The sequence below is a fragment of the Pseudomonas hormoni genome, assembly GCF_018502625.1.
Taxonomy (GTDB): domain Bacteria; phylum Pseudomonadota; class Gammaproteobacteria; order Pseudomonadales; family Pseudomonadaceae; genus Aquipseudomonas; species Aquipseudomonas hormoni.
Genome location: NZ_CP075566.1, coordinates 4,578,106 through 4,598,451, shown reverse-complemented (window position 1 = coordinate 4,598,451; position 20,346 = coordinate 4,578,106). Strand labels below are relative to the sequence as shown.

General features: G+C 60.9%; 16 protein-coding genes and 1 pseudogene. 11 read left to right on the top strand and 6 right to left on the bottom strand.

Annotation, left to right across the window (positions count from 1 at the left end):
* The first annotated feature begins 4 nt into the window (after positions 1–4).
* From murD to lpxC, 9 genes are all read left to right on the top strand, one after another.
* Complete coding sequence (gene murD, locus KJF94_RS21355; RefSeq protein ID WP_214378562.1) at positions 5–1,351, top strand: UDP-N-acetylmuramoyl-L-alanine--D-glutamate ligase; 1,347 nt, start codon at positions 5–7, stop codon at positions 1,349–1,351.
* Positions 1,348–2,565 carry a putative lipid II flippase FtsW gene (gene ftsW, locus KJF94_RS21350; protein ID WP_017340686.1) on the top strand — a complete coding sequence of 406 codons (1,218 nt, stop codon included), beginning with the start codon at positions 1,348–1,350 and terminating at the stop codon, positions 2,563–2,565. Before murD ends, ftsW begins: the two co-directional genes overlap by 4 nt.
* Positions 2,555–3,625, top strand: a complete 1,071-nt coding sequence (gene murG / locus KJF94_RS21345; protein WP_214378561.1) for an undecaprenyldiphospho-muramoylpentapeptide beta-N-acetylglucosaminyltransferase — start codon at positions 2,555–2,557, stop codon at positions 3,623–3,625. Before ftsW ends, murG begins: the two co-directional genes overlap by 11 nt.
* Entirely contained in the window at positions 3,618–5,078 is a 1,461-nt protein-coding gene (gene murC / locus KJF94_RS21340; protein ID WP_214378559.1) for a UDP-N-acetylmuramate--L-alanine ligase, read from the top strand. The genes murG and murC overlap by 8 nt, the downstream gene beginning before the upstream one ends.
* Positions 5,075–6,031 (top strand): D-alanine--D-alanine ligase, encoded by a 957-nt coding sequence (locus KJF94_RS21335; protein WP_214378557.1) that lies wholly within the window; start codon positions 5,075–5,077, stop codon positions 6,029–6,031. The genes murC and KJF94_RS21335 overlap by 4 nt, the downstream gene beginning before the upstream one ends.
* A gap of 4 nt (positions 6,032–6,035) precedes the next feature.
* Positions 6,036–6,905, top strand: coding sequence for a cell division protein FtsQ/DivIB (locus tag KJF94_RS21330; protein ID WP_214378555.1), 870 nt, complete (start codon positions 6,036–6,038; stop codon positions 6,903–6,905).
* A 15-nt stretch (positions 6,906–6,920) separates the two neighbouring features.
* Positions 6,921–8,180: a cell division protein FtsA gene (gene ftsA / locus KJF94_RS21325; protein ID WP_017340681.1), complete on the top strand. Its 1,260-nt coding sequence runs from the start codon at positions 6,921–6,923 to the stop codon at positions 8,178–8,180.
* A gap of 69 nt (positions 8,181–8,249) precedes the next feature.
* A complete protein-coding gene (gene ftsZ, locus KJF94_RS21320; protein ID WP_017340680.1) occupies positions 8,250–9,443 on the top strand; it encodes a cell division protein FtsZ in 1,194 nt (397 codons plus the stop codon).
* A gap of 112 nt (positions 9,444–9,555) precedes the next feature.
* The gene (gene lpxC / locus KJF94_RS21315) at positions 9,556–10,467 is read left to right on the top strand and encodes a UDP-3-O-acyl-N-acetylglucosamine deacetylase (RefSeq protein ID WP_017340679.1); all 912 of its coding nucleotides are present in this window, start codon (positions 9,556–9,558) and stop codon (positions 10,465–10,467) included.
* A gap of 179 nt (positions 10,468–10,646) precedes the next feature.
* Here the strand turns inward: lpxC and KJF94_RS21310 are convergent, their stop codons facing one another.
* The 6 genes from KJF94_RS21310 to KJF94_RS21285 all read right to left on the bottom strand — a co-directional run bounded on the left by KJF94_RS21310 (position 10,647) and on the right by KJF94_RS21285 (position 19,229).
* Positions 10,647–12,149 (bottom strand): sensor domain-containing diguanylate cyclase, encoded by a 1,503-nt coding sequence (locus KJF94_RS21310; protein WP_214378553.1) that lies wholly within the window; start codon positions 12,147–12,149, stop codon positions 10,647–10,649.
* 266 nt (positions 12,150–12,415) lie between these two features.
* The gene (locus KJF94_RS21305; RefSeq protein WP_214378551.1) at positions 12,416–12,640 is read right to left on the bottom strand and encodes a hypothetical protein; all 225 of its coding nucleotides are present in this window, start codon (positions 12,638–12,640) and stop codon (positions 12,416–12,418) included.
* Positions 12,641–12,917: 277 nt separating this feature from the next.
* Entirely contained in the window at positions 12,918–14,282 is a 1,365-nt protein-coding gene (locus KJF94_RS21300) for a heavy metal sensor histidine kinase (RefSeq protein WP_214378549.1), read from the bottom strand.
* The gene (locus KJF94_RS21295) at positions 14,272–14,949 is read right to left on the bottom strand and encodes a heavy metal response regulator transcription factor (RefSeq protein ID WP_007916978.1); all 678 of its coding nucleotides are present in this window, start codon (positions 14,947–14,949) and stop codon (positions 14,272–14,274) included. The genes KJF94_RS21300 and KJF94_RS21295 overlap by 11 nt, the downstream gene beginning before the upstream one ends.
* A gap of 9 nt (positions 14,950–14,958) precedes the next feature.
* The gene (locus KJF94_RS21290; RefSeq protein ID WP_214378547.1) at positions 14,959–18,072 is read right to left on the bottom strand and encodes a multidrug efflux RND transporter permease subunit; all 3,114 of its coding nucleotides are present in this window, start codon (positions 18,070–18,072) and stop codon (positions 14,959–14,961) included.
* On the bottom strand, positions 18,069–19,229 hold the full coding sequence (locus KJF94_RS21285; protein ID WP_214378545.1) for an efflux RND transporter periplasmic adaptor subunit: 1,161 nt from the start codon (positions 19,227–19,229) through the stop codon (positions 18,069–18,071). Before KJF94_RS21285 ends, KJF94_RS21290 begins: the two co-directional genes overlap by 4 nt.
* Before the next feature lie 365 nt (positions 19,230–19,594).
* Here KJF94_RS21285 and KJF94_RS21280 point away from each other — a divergent pair, with 365 nt between their 5' ends.
* Both KJF94_RS21280 and KJF94_RS30675 read left to right on the top strand, forming a co-directional pair.
* Complete coding sequence (locus tag KJF94_RS21280) at positions 19,595–19,852, top strand: hypothetical protein (protein ID WP_150633444.1); 258 nt, start codon at positions 19,595–19,597, stop codon at positions 19,850–19,852.
* Between the two features lie 152 nt (positions 19,853–20,004).
* Positions 20,005–20,286, top strand: a pseudogene (locus KJF94_RS30675) (PAS domain-containing protein); the annotation flags it as partial.
* Positions 20,287–20,346 lie beyond the last annotated feature (60 nt).

Genomic DNA, 20,346 nt, shown 5'->3' with positions numbered 1-20,346 from the left:
ACTCGTGTCTCTGATCGCTTCTGACCACTTCCGCATCGTTGTCGGCCTCGGCAAGAGCGGCATGTCCCTGGTTCGCTTCCTGGCGAACCGGGGCACGTCGTTTGCCGTCGCCGATACGCGGGACAATCCACCGGAACTGGCCACGCTCAAGCGTGACTATCCGCACGTGGAAGTGCGTTGTGGCGAGCTGGACGTCGAATTCCTGTGCCGTGCCGACGAGCTCTACGTGAGCCCCGGCCTGGCGCTGGCGACCCCGGCCCTGCAGGCCGCTGCTGCCCGTGGCGTGAAATTGTCCGGTGACATCGAGCTCTTCGCGCGTAACGCGAAGGCGCCGATTGTCGCCATCAGCGGTTCCAACGCGAAAAGCACCGTGACCACCCTGGTGGGCGAGATGGCGGCTGCGGCGGGCAAGCGCGTCGCCGTCGGCGGCAACCTTGGCACTCCGGCGCTGGATCTGCTTCGCGATGACGTCGAGCTGTACGTGATGGAACTGTCGAGCTTCCAGCTCGAAACCACCGACCAGCTCAACGCCGAAGTGGCGACTGTGCTCAACGTCAGCGAAGACCACATGGACCGCTACAGCGGTCTGCCGGCCTATCACCTGGCCAAGCACCGGATCTTCCGTGGCGCCAGACAGTTCGTGGTCAACCGTCAGGATGCCCTGAGCCGTCCGTTGATGGGCGAAGGTCAGCCTTGCTGGACCTTCGGTTTGAGCAAGCCCGATTTCAAGGCCTTCGGTATCCGGGAAGAGGACGGCGAGAAATACCTGGCCTTCGAATTCCAGAACCTGATGCCGGTGCGCGAGTTGAAAGTTCGCGGTGCCCACAACCAGTCCAACGCCCTGGCGGCATTGGCCCTGGGGCACGCGGTCGGCCTGCCGTTCGACGCCATGCTGTCGAGCCTGCGCACGTTCGCCGGGCTTGAGCATCGCTGCCAGTGGGTTCGTGATCTCGATGGCGTGGGCTATTACAACGATTCCAAAGCCACCAACGTTGGCGCCGCACTGGCTGCCATCGAGGGCCTGGGCGCGGACATCGACGGCAAGGTCGTGCTGATCGCCGGTGGCGACGGCAAGGGTGCCGAGTTCAGTGATCTGCGTGATCCGGTGGCGGCCAACTGCCGCGCCGTGATCCTGATGGGGCGCGACTCCGACAAGATCGGCGATGCCATTGGCGACGCCGTGCCGCTGATCCGCGTCGGTTCGCTGGTCGAAGCGGTGGAACAATGCCGCGCCGCTGCGCAACCGGGCGACGTGGTGCTGTTGTCGCCGGCCTGCGCCAGTTTCGACATGTTCAAGAATTACGAAGACCGTGGTCACCAGTTCGTCCGCGCCGTGGAGGATCTGGCATGAGCCTGCTTAACATCATCAAGCCGTATCCTTCGCCGCTCATTACCGGGCGCGGCATTGACCTCGATTTCCCGATGCTCGCCGGTTGCCTGGCCTTGCTCGGCCTCGGGCTGGTGATGATTGCATCGGCCTCGACCGAAGTGGCGGCCGTGCAGTCGGGCAGTGCGCTGTACTACATGATTCGCCATTTGATCTACGTGGTGCTGGGCCTGGGTGCCTGCATCGTCACCATGATGATTCCGATCGCCACCTGGCAACGCCTGGGCTGGCTGATGCTGATTGGTGCGTTCGGTTTGCTGGTGATGGTGATCATTCCGGGGATCGGCCGTGAAGTGAACGGTTCGATGCGCTGGATCGGTTTCAGTTTCTTCAACGTTCAGCCTTCCGAGATCGCCAAGGTGTTCGTGGTGATCTACCTCGCCGGTTATCTGGTGCGTCGCCAGAAAGAAGTGCGTGAAAGCTGGATGGGTTTCTTCAAGCCGTTCATCGTGCTGCTGCCGATGGCGGGCCTGTTGCTGATGGAGCCGGACTTCGGTGCCACCGTCGTGATGATGGGTGCGGCTGCGGCGATGCTGTTCCTCGGCGGGGTCGGGCTGTTCCGTTTTTCCTTGATGGTGGTTCTGGCGGTCGCGGCGGTGGTGTTGCTGATTCAAGTGCAGCCGTATCGAATGGCGCGCCTGACCAACTTTGCCGATCCGTGGGCTGACCAGTTCGGTGCCGGTTATCAGTTGTCGCAGGCATTGATCGCGTTTGGTCGCGGCGAATGGCTGGGCGTGGGCCTGGGCAACAGCGTGCAGAAACAGTTCTACCTGCCGGAAGCCCACACCGACTTCGTGTTTTCGGTCCTGGCCGAAGAACTGGGCGCCGTGGGGTCCTTGTGCACGGTCGCGCTGTTCGTCTTCGTCTGTATTCGTGGCATGTACATCGGTTATTGGGCCGAGAAGGCCAAGCAATTTTTTGCCGCTTACATCGCGTATGGCCTGTCGTTCCTGTGGATTGGTCAGTTCCTGATCAATATCGGGGTGAACGTCGGCCTGCTGCCAACCAAGGGTCTGACCCTGCCGTTCCTCAGTTATGGCGGCAGTTCGTTGGTGATCTGCTGCGCCTGTCTCGGCCTGTTGCTGCGCATTGAGTGGGAGAGTCGAACCCACCTCGGCAGCGAAGAGATGGAGTTTCATGAGAGCGACTTCGCCGAGGAGTCGACCCATGGGCGCTAACGTTTTGATCATGGCGGGCGGCACCGGTGGCCACGTGTTCCCGGCGCTGGCCTGCGCTCGCGAATTCCAGGCACGCGGTTACACCGTGCATTGGCTCGGGACGCCGCGTGGCATCGAGAACGATCTGGTGCCGCTGGCCGGTATCGAACTGCATCGGATCAATGCCAGCGGTTTGCGTGGCAAGGGCAAATTATCCCTGCTCAAGGCGCCGTTGATGTTGCTCAAATCCGTCTGGCAGGCGCGGGCGATCATTCGCCAGCTGCAGCCGGTGTGCGTGGTCGGCTTCGGTGGTTATGTGACCGGCCCTGGCGGCGTTGCAGCCAAACTGGCCGGCGTGCCGGTGATCGTTCACGAACAGAACGCCGTGGCCGGTACCGCCAATCGGTTGCTGGTGCCGTTGGCCGCCCGAGTCTGTGAAGCGTTCCCCGACACCTTTACCCTGTCGGACAGCCGACGGACCACCGGTAATCCGGTGCGCACCGAGCTGTTCCTCGACACACCGCGACCAGCCCTGGCCGGTCGCAAGGCGCGTTTGCTGATCCTGGGCGGAAGCCTGGGCGCAGAACCGTTGAACAAGTTGCTGCCTGAAGCCCTGTCGCAAGTCGCCCCCGACCTGCGCCCGGAAGTATTCCATCAGGCCGGCAAAAACCACGATGAAGTGACTGCAGAGCGCTATCGCGCGGCTGGCGTCGAGGCGCAAGTGCAGCCTTTCATCAAAGACATGGCCCACGCCTATGGCTGGGCCGACCTGGTGGTGTGCCGCGCAGGCGCATTGACCATCAGTGAACTGGCCGCCGCCGGTCTGCCCTCGATGCTGGTGCCGTTGCCCCACGCGATCGACGATCACCAGACCCGCAACGCCGATTATTTGGCCCGTGAAGGCGCTGCCTTCCTGATGCCGCAAAGAACGACTGGCGCAGCGGATCTAGCCGCACGCCTGACAGAGGTCCTGATGCAACCACAACGACTCACCGACATGGCCACTGCGGCACGCCGCCTGGCCAAACCCGATGCGACCCGTAACGTGGTCGATACCTGCCTGGAGGTGGCCCATGGTTGAGAATCAGAAAGCCATGCCGCAACCGGAAATGCGCCGCATTCGTCGCATCCACTTCGTCGGTATCGGCGGCGTGGGCATGTGCGGGATCGCCGAAGTGTTGCTGAACCTGGGCTATGAAGTGTCCGGTTCCGACCTGAAAGCTTCGCCGGTCACCGAGCGTCTTGAATCGTTCGGTGCTCAAATCTTCATCGGCCACCGCGCCGAGAACGCTGCCGCTGCCGACGTGCTGGTGGTGTCGAGCGCCGTGAACACCTCCAACCCGGAAGTCGCCACCGCGCTGGAACGCCGTATCCCGGTGGTGCCACGCGCCGAGATGCTGGCTGAGCTGATGCGCTATCGCCACGGCATCGCCGTCGCCGGTACGCACGGCAAAACCACCACCACCAGCCTGATCGCTTCGGTGTTCGCTGCCGGTGGCCTGGACCCGACGTTCGTCATCGGTGGTCGTCTGAATGCCGCGGGCACCAATGCCCAGCTAGGCACCAGCCGTTACCTGATCGCCGAAGCCGACGAAAGCGACGCCAGTTTCCTGCACCTGCAGCCGCTGGTGGCCGTGGTCACCAACATCGACGCCGACCACATGGCGACCTATGACGGTGACTTCAACAAACTGAAGAAAACCTTCGTCGAGTTCCTGCACAACCTGCCGTTCTACGGTCTGGCGGTGGTGTGCCTGGACGACCCGGTGGTGCGTGAAATCCTGCCGCAGGTCAAACGTCCGGCCGTCACTTACGGCTTCGGCGATGACTGCGACGTGCGCGCGATCAATGTGCGTCAGCAGGGCATGCAGACCTTCTTCACCGTGCTGCGTCCTGACCGCGAGCCGCTGGACGTCTCGGTGAACATGCCGGGCAATCACAACGTGCTGAACGCGCTAGCCACCATCTGCATCGCCACTGACGAAGGCGTCAGCGACGAAGCCATCGTCCAGGGTCTGTCCGGGTTCCAGGGTGTGGGCCGACGCTTCCAGGTCTATGGCGAACTGCCGGTCGAAGACGGCAGCGTGATGCTGGTCGACGATTACGGTCACCACCCGACCGAAGTTGCTGCCGTGATCAAAGCCGTGCGCGGTGGCTGGCCGGAGCGTCGCCTGGTGATGGTTTACCAGCCGCACCGTTACAGCCGCACCCGCGACCTGTACGACGATTTCGTCAATGTACTGGCCGACGCCAACGTCCTGTTGCTGATGGAAGTGTATCCGGCCGGCGAAGAGCCGATCCCGGGCGCCGACAGCCGCAAGCTGTGCAACAGCATCCGTCAGCGTGGCCAGCTCGACCCGATCTACATCGAGCGCGGTGTCGACCTCGCGCCGGTGGTCAAGCCGCTGCTGCGTGCCGGCGACATCCTGCTGTGCCAGGGCGCCGGTGATATCGGCGGTCTTGCACCGAAACTGTTGAAGAGTCCGTTGTTCGCTGGCACGGTTGCCGCGCCGAGCGTGGGGAAGTTGAAATGACTGCTGCTTACGCCAACCTCGTCTCCACAATCGCGCCGAAAGATTTCGGCCGCGTCGCCGTGCTGTTCGGCGGCAAGAGTGCCGAGCGTGAGGTGTCCCTGAAGTCGGGCAACGCGGTTCTCGATGCGCTGCAAAGCGCCGGTGTGGACGCGTTCGGTCTCGACGTGGGTGATGACCTGTTGCAGCGTTTGCTCAACGAAAAAATCGATCGCGCCTTCATCATTCTCCACGGTCGTGGCGGTGAAGACGGCAGCATGCAAGGCCTGCTGGAATGCCTGGGCATTCCGTACACCGGCAGCGGCATTCTGGCCTCGGCACTGGCCATGGACAAGCTGCGCACCAAACAGGTCTGGCACAGCCTCGGCATTCCGACGCCACGCCACGCGGTATTGAGTTCCGAGGCCGATTGTATTTCGGCGGCGACGGAACTGGGCTTCCCTTTGATCGTCAAACCGGCCCATGAAGGTTCAAGTATCGGGATGGCCAAAGTGACGTCCGCGCCCGAGTTGATCGACGCGTGGAAAGCGGCCAGTACCTACGATTCGCAAGTGTTGGTCGAGCAATGGATTCAAGGTCCGGAGTTCACCATCGCCACCCTGCGTGACCAGGTGTTGCCACCGATTGCCCTGGGCACGACGCACAGTTTCTACGACTACGACGCCAAGTACGTGGCTTCCGATACCCAGTACCGGATTCCATGCGGCCTCGACAGCACCAAGGAAAAAGAACTGATGGACCTCACGGCGAAAGCCTGTGAGGCGCTGGGTATCGCCGGTTGGGGCAGGGCAGACGTGATGCAGGACGCCGACGGGCAGTTCTGGTTCCTCGAAGTCAACACCGCACCGGGCATGACCGATCACAGTCTGGTGCCGATGGCGGCCCGTGCTGCCGGTCTGGATTTCCAGCAGTTGGTTCTGGCGATTCTGGCAGCCAGCATCGAGGCGCGAGGTTAATACCATGCAAGGCGCACAGCTAAGACATCAGCCCCCACCAGCACCCGGCCGCAAGCCGGTGCCACGGGGTGCCAGCCGAATGGTGGCCAAAGAGCCGATGTCCGCGCGCCTGCCGAAAGCCAATTTTGGTTTTCTCAAAGCCTTGTTCTGGCCGGTGATGCTGGTGGCGCTGGGGTTCGGTACTTACGAAGGCGCGCAGCGTTTGTTGCCGTACGCCGACCGGCCGATCACCAAGGTCGCGGTGCAGGGCGACCTGAGCTACATCAGCCAGCAAGCGGTGCAGCAGCGGATCGCCCCGTACGTGGCGTCGAGCTTCTTCACCATCGACCTGGCGAGCATGCGCACCGAGCTGGAACAGATGCCCTGGATTGCCCACGCCGAAGTGCGTCGGGTGTGGCCGGATCAAGTGGTGATCCGCCTGGAAGAACAACTGCCGGTGGCCCGTTGGGGCGATGAGTCGCTGTTGAACAACCAGGGGCAGGCGTTCACCCCGCGTGAGCTGGCGAACTACGAACACTTGCCACAGCTGTTCGGCCCACAACGGGCTCAGCAGCAAGTGATGCAGCAATACCAGGTGCTGAGCCAGATGCTCAGGCCGCTGGGCTTCTCGATTGCACGCCTGGAGTTGCGTGAACGGGGCAGCTGGTTCCTGACCACCGGTGCCGGCAGCTCGGGCCCGGGAATCGAACTGCTGCTGGGCCGCGGCAACCTGGTGGAAAAGATGCGCCGTTTCATTGCCATCTACGACAAGACGCTTAAAGAACAGATTACGAACATTGCGCGCATCGATCTGCGCTACGCCAACGGCCTCGCTGTTGGCTGGCGGGAACCTGTAGCGCCCACGACAGCCCAACCCGCTGTCGCGAAGAATTAAGAAGAGGCAGGACCCATGGCAAACGTGCAAAGCGGCAAAATGATCGTCGGTCTCGATATCGGCACCTCCAAGGTGGTGGCGCTGGTAGGCGAGGTCTCGGACGACGGCACGCTGGAAATCGTCGGGATCGGCACTCATCCGTCCCGCGGCCTGAAGAAAGGCGTGGTGGTGAACATCGAGTCCACCGTGCAGTCGATCCAGCGCGCCATCGAAGAAGCGCAGCTGATGGCCGGTTGCCGGATCCACTCGGCGTTCGTCGGCGTGGCGGGCAATCACATCCGCAGCCTGAACTCCCACGGCATCGTGGCGATTCGTGATCGCGAAGTCAGCTCCGCCGACCTTGAGCGCGTCCTCGACGCGGCCCAGGCCGTGGCGATTCCGGCTGACCAGCGCGTGCTGCATACCCTGCCGCAGGATTACGTGATCGATAACCAGGAAGGCGTTCGTGAGCCGCTGGGCATGTCGGGCGTACGTCTGGAAGCCAAGGTTCACGTGGTCACCTGCGCCGTCAACGCCGCACAGAACATTGAAAAATGCGTGCGCCGCTGCGGTCTGGAAATCGACGACATCATTCTCGAGCAACTGGCGTCCGCGTACTCGGTGCTGACCGACGACGAAAAAGAGCTGGGCGTGTGCCTGGTGGACATCGGCGGCGGTACCACCGACATCGCGATCTTCACCGAAGGCGCGATCCGTCACACAGCAGTGATCCCGATTGCGGGCGATCAGGTGACCAACGACATCGCCATGGCGTTGCGCACCCCGACCCAGTACGCCGAAGAGATCAAGATCCGCTACGCCTGCGCCCTGGCCAAACTGGCCGGTGCCGGCGAAACCATCAAGGTGCCAAGCGTTGGCGACCGTCCACCGCGCGAGCTGTCCCGCCAGGCCCTGGCCGAAGTGGTCGAGCCGCGTTACGACGAGCTGTTCACGCTGATCCAGGCCGAACTGCGTCGCAGCGGCTACGAAGACCTGATCCCGGCCGGCATCGTGCTGACCGGCGGTACTTCGAAGATGGAAGGCGCGGTCGAACTGGCCGAAGAGATCTTCCACATGCCGGTCCGCCTGGGCGTGCCCCATGGCGTCAAGGGCCTCGACGATGTGGTGCGCAACCCGATTTATTCCACCGGCGTTGGCCTGTTGATGTACGGCCTGCAAAAGCAGTCCGACGGGATTTCGTTCTCGGGCATCAGCAGCCGCGACAGCTACAGCAATGAAGAGCCGAAAGCCGCCTTGATCGATCGCATCAAGAGCTGGGTGCAAGGCAACTTCTAAGAATTACCGCAGCACCGTTGTAGATACAGGCAGTAGGCGAAAAAACTAGAGAATCAAAGGAGAGGGAAAATGTTCGAACTCGTAGACAACATCCCCGCAAGCCCGGTAATTAAAGTTATCGGTGTTGGCGGAGGCGGCGGCAACGCTGTCAATCACATGGTCAAGAGCAACATTGAAGGCGTTGAATTCATCTGCGCCAACACTGATGCCCAGGCGCTGAAGAGCATTGGCGCGCGGACCATCCTGCAACTGGGCACCGGCGTGACCAAAGGTCTCGGCGCTGGCGCCAACCCTGAAGTAGGTCGTCAGGCCGCTCTCGAAGATCGTGAGCGCATTGCCGAAGTCCTGCAGGGCACCAACATGGTGTTCATCACCACCGGCATGGGCGGTGGCACCGGTACCGGTGCTGCGCCGATCATTGCTGAAGTGGCCAAGGAAATGGGGATCCTCACCGTTGCGGTGGTGACCCGTCCGTTCCCGTTCGAAGGTCGCAAGCGCATGCAGATCGCCGACGAAGGTATTCGTCTGCTGTCCGAAAGCGTCGACTCGTTGATCACCATCCCCAACGAGAAGCTGCTGACCATCCTCGGCAAAGACGCCAGCCTGCTGTCGGCTTTCGCCAAGGCTGACGATGTACTGGCCGGTGCCGTTCGCGGTATCTCCGACATCATCAAGCGTCCGGGCATGATCAACGTCGACTTTGCCGACGTGCGTACCGTGATGAGCGAAATGGGCATGGCGATGATGGGCACTGGCTGCGCCAGCGGTCCGAACCGTGCACGCGAGGCCACCGAAGCGGCCATTCGCAACCCGTTGCTGGAAGACGTGAACCTGCAAGGTGCACGCGGCATCCTGGTGAACATCACCGCCGGTCCTGACCTGTCCCTGGGTGAGTACTCCGACGTGGGTAGCATCATCGAAGCCTTCGCTTCCGAGCACGCGATGGTCAAGGTCGGTACCGTTATCGATCCGGACATGCGCGACGAGCTGCACGTGACTGTGGTTGCCACTGGTCTGGGCGCGAAAATCGAGAAGCCTGTGAAGGTCATCGACAACACCGTTCACACCTCCATGGCGTCGCAGCCGCAACAATCGGCTCCCGCTCGTCAGGAAGCGCCAGCGGTGAACTACCGTGATCTGGACCGTCCGACCGTCATGCGCAACCAGGCTCAGGCCGGTGCTGCGACTGCCGCGAAGATGAATCCGCAAGATGATCTGGACTACCTGGACATCCCGGCTTTCCTGCGTCGTCAGGCCGATTAATGGAATGTATCAGGGCTATGAAGGTGATTGGTGTTCAGCAAAGGTCTGGTCTGCTATTATCGCCAGCCTTTGTTGATACCAGTTCGCAATTTGCGCTGAAGCGGCCCAAGCCATGATTAAACAACGCACACTGAAAAATATTATCCGTGCCACAGGTGTAGGCCTGCACTCCGGGGAGAAGGTATACCTGACCCTCAAGCCCGCACCTATCGACACCGGCATTGTGTTTTGTCGTGCCGATCTCGACCCTGTGGTGCAGATTCCTGCCCGCGCGGAAAACGTTGGTGAAACCACGATGTCGACCACGCTGGTCAGTGGTGACACCAAAGTGGATACGGTGGAGCACTTGCTCTCGGCCATGGCTGGCCTGGGCATCGATAACGCCTACGTCGAGCTCTCCGCGTCCGAAGTCCCGATCATGGATGGTAGCGCTGGACCTTTCGTATTCCTGATTCAATCGGCCGGCCTGGAAGAACAGGACGCACCGAAGAAGTTCATCCGGATCCTGCGGGAAGTGACAGTGGAAGACGGCGACAAGCGCGCCACTTTCGTCCCTTTCGAAGGCTTCAAGGTGAGTTTCGAGATCGATTTCGATCACCCGGTTTTCCGTAACCGCACACAAAGTGCAAGCGTGGATTTTTCCAGCACTTCGTTCGTAAAAGAAGTCAGCCGCGCCCGTACCTTTGGTTTCATGAGTGACATCGAGTACCTGCGCAAGCACAACCTCGCACTCGGCGGCAGCGTTGAAAACGCTATTGTGGTCGACGCGGATGGTGTACTGAACGAAGACGGCCTTCGCTATGAAGACGAATTCGTGAAGCACAAGATCCTCGATGCAATTGGTGACCTCTACCTGCTGGGCAATAGCCTGATTGGTGAGTTCAAGGGCTTCAAGTCCGGACATGCATTGAACAACCAGCTGCTGCGCAAGTTGATTGAGCAGACAGATGCTTGGGAAGTCGTGACTTTCGAAGACGCCAGCACTGCACCGATCTCTTACATGCGTCCGGTTGCGGCGGTGTAAGTAAAAACCTCTCTAGTTTTTAAAGGCTGCCTTCGGGTGGCCTTTTTTTATGCCTGCGGAAAAGTAATGCGGTGTTCGTTCTGGCCTCTTCGCGGGCAAGCCTCGCTCCTACAAGTGCAATGCGTGTCTCGTAGGAGCGAGGCTTGCCCGCGAAGAGGCCGGCCGCCACACCGAAGATCTCACTGCGTAGCCACCACCCGATTCCGCCCGCTTTCCTTCGCCTGATACAGCGCCTTGTCCGCCGCAAACAGCAACTGCTCGAGGCTGGTGTCGGTGGTCGAGGTCCAGGTGCTGATGCCGATACTGACAGTAATCGGCGATTCAACGCCCGCCACAAACGGCAGTTGTTCCACGGCAACGCGGATGTGTTCGGCAATCTGCTGCGCCCCCGCGCTGTCCGTTTCCGCCAGGACTACCGAAAACTCCTCCCCTCCGTACCGGGCGACCAGATCCGCCGGTCGCCGCACGTTCTCGGCGATGACTTTGGCCAGTGCACGTAACGCATCGTCACCCGCCTGATGACCATGTTGATCGTTGAAAGCCTTGAAGTGGTCGGCATCGATCATCAGCACCGACAGCGGTTTGCCGGAACGTTGGGCGCGAAACCACTCATGGCGCAGGGTTTGATCGAGCGTTCGACGGTTGGCCACGCCGGTCAAGGCATCGGTGGCGGCCAGTTGTGCCAGTTCCTGCTCGGCGTTGTGGCGCAGGCGCAACTCCCGGCACAGCAGCCAGGTCAGCCACAGCAGACCAATGCACAACACGCCGGTAGCACCGCTGATCACAATCGCCGTGCGCTCCCAGGCGGCAAACACGTCGTTGCCCGAGAGCGCGACGATTACCGTCAATGGCAGGTTGCCGACCCTGGAAAAGGTATACAGGCGTTGTTCATGATCGACGCTCGACACGCTGTCAAAGCTGCCGCTGTGTTCGCGCAGGATGCGCTGGACATTGGGGCGGTTGGCGAAGCTTTTGCCGATCGAGTCATTGGCCAGATGAGGCTTCTGCGCCAGTAATATGCCGTCGTCGTTGATGATGGACAGGGCGCTGCCGGCCCCGATGTTCAGGCTGTTGAACAATTGATCGAAGTAGCCCAGGCGCATTGAAGCCACGGCGACCCCGAGGAATTCACCCGTAGCCGATGAGATGCGGCGGCTGAAGCTGATTCGCCATTCGTCGCTGTCCTCGCAATCGCAACGGGGTTTGAACGGTCGGCTGATGAACATGCCGGTGTCGCGGTTGAAGGCATGTGCGAGGAAATAATCGCGATCGGCAAAGTTGCCGGGTTTTGGTTCGACCAGCGAGGAGTCCGCGAGCACCTCACCATATTTGTCGAGCAGCAGAATGTCGCCCTTGAAGCGCGCCGTGGTAGAGCGGTCGAACAGCACCAGATGGCGGATCTGCGCTGAAACCTGTTTCAAGTCGTCCCGCTGCGAGGCGGCAATCAGGCCTTGCAGCGTCAAATCGTAGAGTTCGACGGTGCGCAGCACGTCGGCGTCGATCAGTTGCGCAATCGTGGTCGCGCTGCGCGTGGCCGCCTGCTGCGCGTTGGCGTGTTCGCGGATTAGCAGAAAGGTGACGATGCTGAGAATCGCGATAACAGTCAGGGAGCTGCCCAGGATCACCATGAGCTCGGGGCGACCGGTCTTGCCTGAAACGTGTGGGGGACGGCTCGCGGGCATGGGGAAGATGTCTGCTTGAGGAGCAAAAAAAAGGCCAGCAAAACGCGCTGGCCTCTACTTACTCAAGCTTAGAAGACATTGAGCGGGTAGTCGACGATCACCCGGTATTGTCGACTATCTGAGCGTCGATCAGCATCGTTGCATTGATTGTAACGATCAATGAAGTGACAACAAAAAAAGCCGCTGACAGCAGCGGCTTTGAAGACAACTTTTCAACAGGAAGAGCCGATGAAAAGTGTCGAGGGAAACAGAGCGATATGTTGCGATCAGCTATCTTTCTCGACCCGTGGCTGGGCCTGAGTGGCAGACGCTTGAGGGGTTTGCGCAGCGTCCTGAGCCTTGGCCGTCATTTCGCTCTGATACGCTTCGAACGCTGCAGCGCGCGCGGCATTGTGCGCGACGAAAGTCTGCGACTCTTCAGCGATGGCGAACGGGGAGAGGAACAAAGAAGACAAAACGAAAGCGCTGGCAATACCCATAGTGTTGGACATCTTTAAAACCTTCTTGCTTGGCAAGTGCTGTTTGGTGGCGCAAAGATAAGGATCTTGGCCGACGGGAAACAGAGCCAATTCAAGAAAGGACTATTGCGGTAGAAGCAACAGTAGCTGCTTCAGGCAGGACACTTGTGGCGAGGGAGCTTGCTCCCGCTCGGCTGCGAAGCAGTCGCAATCCATGCACCTCGGTTTATCAGAAAAACCAAGTGACCGATTTGGGGCTGCTGCGCAGCCCAGCGCGAGCAAGCTCGCTCGCCACAGGAGGCAAGGTGATTCAGACCGGTAAATGGATGCCGAAGGTATTCATGCCGTGATCACTGCGCACAAACACGTCGCCGCCATGCATCAGCGCAATCGCCTTGACGATCGCCAGCCCCAAACCGTGGTTATTGCCACTGTTGCTGCGTGACGCATCGACCCGATAAAAGCGCTCAAACAGCCGTGGCAAATGCTCACTGGCAATCGGCGAGCCGGGGTTGGCGACGCCGATGCTGACCTGATGCTCCTCGACCTCGATCCGCACCTGGATCACTTGGCCGGGCTCGGTGTGTTGCACCGCATTGCTGAGCAAATTGATCAGCGCCCGACGCAGATGCGCAATCTCGATCCGCACCTGCGCATCACCACTGACCTGCACCTGAACCTGCGCATCTTCAAGAATGAAATCCAGATACTCCAGCGTCGTCGCCACTTCATCGGCCAGCGAGGTGGACGTCAATTTGGTCGCCTTGCTGCCCTGATCGGCACTGGCGAGGAACAACATGTCGTTGATGATCGAACGCAGCCGCTCCAGCTCTTCAAGATTCGATTGCAGCACTTCGAAGTAGTGTTCGGCCGAGCGCCCACGCGTCAGCGCCACTTGGGTCTGGCCGATCAGGTTGGTCAGCGGCGAGCGCAATTCGTGGGCGACGTCGGCATTGAACGACTCGAGCCGCGAGTAAGCCTGCTCGACCCGCTCCAGCGTGGAGTTGAACGAGTTAACGAACTGGTTGAGTTCCGGCGGCAACGACGATAGACGCAAGCGCCCGGAACGCAACGGTGGCGCCAATCGCTGGGCTTCCTGAGACAGTTTGATCAACGGCTTGAGACCGATCCGCGCCACCCAGTAACCGAGTGCCGAGGCCAGCAGCACACCGATAATCGCCAGACTGATCAGAGCAATCAGCAGGTGATGTTGGGTCTGGAAAAACGTCTCGGTGTCGATGCCGATCATGAAGCGCAACGGCGGTCGTTGATCCTTGGCCGGAAACTGGCTGACAAGCACTTTCAGCGGGTAAGGCTGATCCGGCAGCTGTAAGTCGCGCATGCCCAGCGGCCCTTCGGCGAAGGCGCGGACCTGCGGCGTCAGGTTGCCGTATTCGTAGTGCGGATCGCCGCTGATGATCCAGAAACTGATGCGTTTGTCTTCTTCACCCAACAGCTTGAGCTTGTTGTTGATCTTCACCCAATGCTCCGGCGTGCCGTAACGGCCGACGGTGGATTCGAGCACGCTGTAACGCGCGTCCAGCTCGGCTTCAGGCAGCAAGCCCAGGCCCTTGTCGACCTGTTGATACAGCGCCCAGCCAATCAACAGAAACACCAGAAGCGCCACCAGCGTGAACATTCCACTGAGGCGCAGCGCAATCGAATTACTGGACACCACGGCTCTCCAGCACATAACCCATGCCACGGATCGTGTGCAGCAGTTTCTCGTCGAATGGCCCGTCGAGTTTGGCCCGCAGGCGTTTTATCGCGACTTCGACGACGTTGGCGTCGCTGTCGAAATTGATGTCCCAGACCATTTCCGCAATCGCCGTTTTCGAGAGGATTTCACCTTGCCGGCGGGCCAGCACGCTGAGCAGCGAGAACTCCTTGGCGGTCAGGTCCAGTCGCGTTCCGGCGCGGGTCGCCTTGCGGCTGATCAAATCTATCCACAGGTCGGCGATGCTCACTTGCACCGGTTCATGGCCGCCGCTGCGACGGGTCAGCGCTTGCAGGCGCGCCACCAGCTCGAGGAAGGAAAACGGTTTGCCGAGGTAGTCGTCGGCGCCATCGCGCAGGCCTTTGATCCGGTCTTCCACACGCTCGCGGGCGGTGAGCATGATCACCGGGGTTTGCTTGCGCGCACGCAAGGCGCGCAGTACGCCGAAGCCGTCGAGGCCCGGCAGCATGACGTCGAGGACGATCACCGCGTAGTCGCTTTCCAGCGCCAGGTGCAGGCCTTCAACGCCGTCCCGCGCCAGGTCCACGGTGTAACCCTGTTCCGTCAGGCCGCGGTGCAGATAATCCGCGGTTTTTTCCTCGTCTTCGATAATCAGAACGCGCATGACCCCGCCTCAGTCTGTGGTCGCCAGCACCGACAGTGGCGCTGGTGCTGGTGGGAGAGAGTGCCGATGGAAAAGCCGCTCAAGCCACAAGTATATGACCGGAGTGGTAAACAGCGTCAGCGCCTGGCTCACCAGCAAGCCGCCGACCACCGCAATCCCCAATGGCTGGCGCAACTCGGCGCCGGTGCCGTAGCCGAGCATCAGCGGCAGTGCGCCGAGCAGGGCGGCGAGGGTGGTCATGATGATCGGCCGGAACCGCGTGATGCAGGCCTGATAGATCGCTTCTTCCGGTGGCAAGCCGCCCTTGCGTTGGGCCTCCAATGCAAAGTCGATCATCAGGATGCCGTTTTTCTTCACGATCCCGATCAACAGCACCAGCCCGATCAGCGCCATGATCGAAAAGTCCTGGCCGCAAATCCACAACATGATCACCGCCCCGAGCCCCGCCGATGGCAGCGTCGAGATGATGGTCAGCGGATGGACGAAGCTCTCGTAGAGCACGCCGAGAATGATGTACACCGCCACCAGCGCCGCCAGAATCAGCCACGGCTGGCTGGCCAGCGAACTCTGGAACGCCTGGGCCGCGCCCTGGAAGTTGCCGCTCATGGCTGCCGGCATGCCGATTTCAGCCTTGGCCTGATTGAGCATGATGACGGCATCGCCCAACGCCACACCGGGTGCCAGGTTGAACGACAGGTTGGCGGCCGGAAACATGCCGTCATGGGCAATCGACAATGGGCCCACGGTAGGCGCATCGAATTTCGCCAGCGCCGACAGCGGCACCATTTCCCCGCTGAGGGGGGAGCGCAGGTAGAAATAGTTGAGGCTTTCGGCCTTGCCGCGTTGCTTGGTGTCCAGTTCCAGAATTACGTTGTACTGGTTGATCTGGGTCTGGAATTCGTTGATCTGCCGCTGACCGAACGCGTCATAAAGCGCTTCGTCGACATCGCTGGCGGTCAGGCCGAAACGCGCTGCGGCGCTGCGGTCGATGCTGATGTGCGTGATGCTGCCGCCCAGTTGCAGGTCGTTGGAAATGTCGCGGAACGCCGGGTTGGCACGCAGTTTTTCCGTCAGGCGCTGGGTCCAGGTGCTGAGGGTCGCGCCGTCGTTGCTCTTGAGCACGTATTGGTATTGCGCGCGACTCGGGCCAGAGCTGAGGTTGATGTCCTGACCGGCGCGCAGATAGAGCACGATGCCCGGCACTGCCATCAGTTGCGGACGAATCCGGTCGATGAACTCGCTGGCCGAGACGTCGCGGTCACCGCGTTTTTTCAGGGAGATCCAGAAGCGGCCGTTGGCGATGGTCTGGTTGCTGCCCGAGACGCCGACGGAGTGGGAAAACGCCGCGACCGCCGGGTCTGCCGCGACGATTTCCGCCATCGCCAGGTGTTTTTTCACCATGTCGGGGTAGGAAATGTCGGCGGCCGCTTCGGTGGTGCCGAGGACAAAACCGGTGTCCTGGACCGGGAAGAAACCTTTCGGAATGAAGATGTAACCGGCAATGGCCAGACCGAGAGACAAGCCAAACACACCGATCATCAATTTCTGATGGGCGAGGGCGCGACGCAGGCCTTTTTCGTACCACGCCAGCAACCGTTCGCCGAACGTGGGTTTGCTGTGGGCGTGATGCACCGGGGCGCGCATGAACAGCGCCGCCAGCGTCGGCGCCAGGGTCAGCGACACCACCACTGAAATCATGATCGTAGACGTGGCCGTCAGAGCGAATTCCTTGAACAGCCGCCCGACCACGCCGCCCATGAACAGCAACGGGATGAACGCCGCCACCAGCGAGAAACTGATCGAGACCACCGTGAAACCAATCTCGCCGGCGCCTTTGATCGCTGCTTCGCGCATGCCGTCGCCGGCCTCCAGATGTCGGTGAATGTTCTCCACCACCACGATCGCATCGTCGACCACAAACCCCACGGCCACCACGATCGCCACCAGCGTCAGGTTGTTCAGGCTGAAGCCCATGATGTACATCAGGGCAAAACTGGCGACCAGCGAAACACCCAGTACCGCCGACACGATCAGCGTCGCCGACCATTGGCGCAGGAACAACGCCATCACCGCGACCACCAGCATGATCGCGATCAGCAGGGTGACTTCCACTTCATGCAACGAGGCGCGGATGGTCTGGGTCCGATCGATCAACACCTTGACCTGCACCGAGGCCGGCAACATCGCTTCGAGGCCGGGCAGGGCAGCCTGGATGCGGTCCACGGTCTCGACGATGTTGGCGCCCGGCTGCCGGGAAATCACTAGGTTCACCCCGGGTTTGTCGCCGGCCCAGGCTTGCACGTAGGCATCTTCCGAACCGTTGACGACTTTCGCCACATCCTTCAGGTGAACCGGCGCACCGTCCTTGTAGGAAACGATGAGCTGGCTGTATTCGTCCGGGTGGAATAATTGGTCGTTGGTGGACAGCGTCGAGATACTCGACTCGCCGTACAACGCACCTTTGGCCAGGTTGAGACTGGTTTGCTGAATGGCCAGGCGAATGTCCGCCAGCGTCAGGCCGATGGCGGCGAGTTTGTCCGCCGAGGCTTGAACGCGAATCGCCGGACGTTGCTGGCCGGTGATGTTGATCTGTCCTACGCCGTCGATCTGACTGATCTGACGGGACAGCAGGGTTTCCACCAGATCGCTGAGTTCGGGACCGGGCATTAAGGTTGAGTTGATGCTGAGAATCAGCACCGGGCTATCGGCCGGGTTGACCTTGCGCCACGTCGGTAGGTTCGGCATGTCCTTGGGCAGTTTGCCGGCGGCGGTGTTGATCGCGGCCTGCACTTCCTGCGCGGCAGTGTCGATGCTTTTGTCGAGGGTGAATTGCAGGGTCAGGTTGGTCGAGCCAAGGGCGCTGCTTGAGGTCATCTGGGTCACGCCGGGGATGGCGCTGAATTGCACTTCAAGCGGCGTGGCCACCGACGACGCCATGGTTTCCGGGCTAGCGCCGGGGAGTTGCGCGGCGACCTGGATGGTCGGGAATTCGGCTTCCGGCAGCGGTGCAATCGGCAGGCGTGGGAAGGCGATGACACCCAGCAACACCAGGGCAAACGTCAGCAGGATCGTCGCCACCGGATGATCGATGCACCACGCCGAAACTGAGCCGTGGCCCTTCATGGCTTCGGCTCCGACTGGACCACTTGCGGTGGCGCGGTCAGTACCTGCACGGTCGAGCCGGGTTTGAGCCGCGACTGGCCGTCGCTGACCAGCACGTCGCCCGGTTTCACGCCTTTGATGATGTCCTGGCCGCTGCCTTGATGGACCATCTGCACCTGGACGGTTTCAACCTTGTCGCCCTTGACCCGGTACACGAAGTGTTGATCGAGCCCGCGTTGTACGACCGTGGGCGGCACCACCAGCGCATCTTTATCCAATGCTGTCTGAATCTTTACCGTCACCAGCAGGCCCGGCCAGAGTTTCTGTCCGGGGTTGTTGAATTCGGCCTTGGCGCGGATGGTCCCGGTGTTGGCATTGATCTGGTTGTCGATCAGGGTCAGATGACCCTCGCCCAGCAGGTTGCCGGTTTCGCCGTCGGTGTCGGCACCGATGTAGGCCTTCACCTGAGCGTGCTCCGGATCGTTGATAAGGCCTTGCAGGGTCGGCAGCATTTGCTGCGGCAGGGAAAACTCCACGGCAATCGGGTCGATCTGGGTCACCGTGAACAAGCCTTGGGTGTCGGTCATGCGCAGGAAGTTGCCTTCGTCCACCGTGCGAATACCGACGCGACCGCTGACCGGCGAACGAATCTGGGTGTAGGAGAGCTGCACTTGCGCGGCATCAATCGAAGCCTGATTGCCTTGGGCAGTGGCCTTGAGCTGGTTGACCAGCGCTTGTTGCTGGTCGTAGGTCTGCTTGGAGACGCCGTCGTCGACGCTTAGCAGTTTGTAGCGCTTGAGGTTCACCAGCGCCACTTGCAGCTGCGCCTGGCTTTCGCCAAGTTGTGCGCGAGCCTGGTCGAGGCTGGCGCGAATCGAGCGGTCATCGATGGTGGCCAGCAGGTCCCCCTTATTCACCAACTGACCTTCCTTGACCAGGATTTTAGTGAGGATGCCGTCGATCTGCGGGCGTACCACCACACTGTGCAAAGACAGCACCGAGCCGATGCCGCTGACGTAGCGCGGGACGTCTTTTTCGGCGACGTTCACCACCCGGACCGGAATCGCCGTGGGCGCGGCGAGTTTCGCCGTCACGGGTTTGGTGGCATACCACACGCCCAGCGCTGCCAGGACAATCAGAAGGGCGGCGATCAAGGCGGGTTTTTTCTGAATTCGCATGCGAGTGGGGCGCCGGGGCTGGGTGGACGGAGTTTGGTCAGGGTTATACCTCCCTTTATAAACCTGTTCGCCGGTCAGGAAGGTGACTGCTAACTGACGGCGCTGTCAGTTTGGGGTTTGTGTTGTCTGTTCTGGCCTCATCGCCAGCAAGCCGGCTCCTACAGTATTCGTGATGTACGCAAGTCCCTTGTAGGAGCTGGCTTGCCAGCGATGGGCGTTAACGAAAACGCAGGCTGCCTGGATGAACGCTATGACTGGACGTTTTTCGCGAGCAAGCTCGCTCCTACAAGGGCGTGGGGAGGTATACTGCCGCCTTTCGCGGCTCGCTGACCGGGCCCGACTCTATTGCATCACCCGGAGCTTTCATGACTTCCCCGACACAACCGCCGGTTGCCGACGCCTTGAGCGACGACCAGGCAGACCTGCCAGACAGCGTCGACTCCAGCGCAGACAGCGAAACCAAAGCCGCGATCCCGGCATTCAAGTTCCCGTTCAAGCCGGGTGAACTGGCCGCCGCGAAATCCGCCAGCCAGCCGTGGTACAAGAACGGCGCCAAGAACGGCCATACCAAGACCCCCGGCGCAGCGCCTCCCGGCACCCGTCGTTCGATGGGCAAGCGCTGAGTTTCCACCCCCCGCCATTGGCCATCCGCCGCGGTTTTCAATCGCGGTGATGGCTAAGTGCTCATGTCCTGAGCCAGATCAACGTTTGTGGAATCAGTGCGCTTAGAGTCAGCAGCCCTGCCGACTCTTTCCCTACAACGAGCGCGCTTTCCATGAAGATCAACCTCCCGGTGACTGGCCGTAATGTCGACGTTGCGGCTGATGCGAACATCCTCTCGACCACCGATCTGACCAGCGCGATCACCTACGCCAACGACGACTTCATCAAAATCTGCGGCTACAGCCGTGAGGAGTTGCTGAGTTCGACGCACAACCTGCTGCGTCACCCGGACATGCCGGCAGCGGCTTTCGCGCATATGTGGCAGACCCTCAAAAGTGGCCGTTCATGGATGGGGCTGGTGAAGAATCGCTGCAAGAATGGCGATCACTATTGGGTGAGCGCCTACGCCACGCCGGTGACGCAGAACAGTCAGGCGGTGGAATATCAGTCGGTC

Excerpts from the sequence above, each read along its gene's own strand:
- KJF94_RS21290 (WP_214378547.1), bottom strand. The coding sequence starts at position 18,072 with ATGAAGGGCCACGGCTCAGTTTCGGCGTGGTGCATCGATCATCCGGTG.
- KJF94_RS21285 (WP_214378545.1), bottom strand. The coding sequence starts at position 19,229 with ATGCGAATTCAGAAAAAACCCGCCTTGATCGCCGCCCTTCTGATTGTC.
- KJF94_RS21280 (WP_150633444.1), top strand. The coding sequence starts at position 19,595 with ATGACTTCCCCGACACAACCGCCGGTTGCCGACGCCTTGAGCGACGAC.
- ftsA (WP_017340681.1), top strand. The coding sequence starts at position 6,921 with ATGGCAAACGTGCAAAGCGGCAAAATGATCGTCGGTCTCGATATCGGC.
- KJF94_RS21305 (WP_214378551.1), bottom strand. The coding sequence starts at position 12,640 with ATGTCCAACACTATGGGTATTGCCAGCGCTTTCGTTTTGTCTTCTTTG.
- murG (WP_214378561.1), top strand. The coding sequence starts at position 2,555 with ATGGGCGCTAACGTTTTGATCATGGCGGGCGGCACCGGTGGCCACGTG.
- KJF94_RS21310 (WP_214378553.1), bottom strand. The coding sequence starts at position 12,149 with ATGCCCGCGAGCCGTCCCCCACACGTTTCAGGCAAGACCGGTCGCCCC.
- murC (WP_214378559.1), top strand. The coding sequence starts at position 3,618 with ATGGTTGAGAATCAGAAAGCCATGCCGCAACCGGAAATGCGCCGCATT.
- KJF94_RS21295 (WP_007916978.1), bottom strand. The coding sequence starts at position 14,949 with ATGCGCGTTCTGATTATCGAAGACGAGGAAAAAACCGCGGATTATCTG.
- ftsW (WP_017340686.1), top strand. The coding sequence starts at position 1,348 with ATGAGCCTGCTTAACATCATCAAGCCGTATCCTTCGCCGCTCATTACC.
- ftsZ (WP_017340680.1), top strand. The coding sequence starts at position 8,250 with ATGTTCGAACTCGTAGACAACATCCCCGCAAGCCCGGTAATTAAAGTT.
- KJF94_RS21330 (WP_214378555.1), top strand. The coding sequence starts at position 6,036 with ATGCAAGGCGCACAGCTAAGACATCAGCCCCCACCAGCACCCGGCCGC.
- lpxC (WP_017340679.1), top strand. The coding sequence starts at position 9,556 with ATGATTAAACAACGCACACTGAAAAATATTATCCGTGCCACAGGTGTA.
- KJF94_RS21335 (WP_214378557.1), top strand. The coding sequence starts at position 5,075 with ATGACTGCTGCTTACGCCAACCTCGTCTCCACAATCGCGCCGAAAGAT.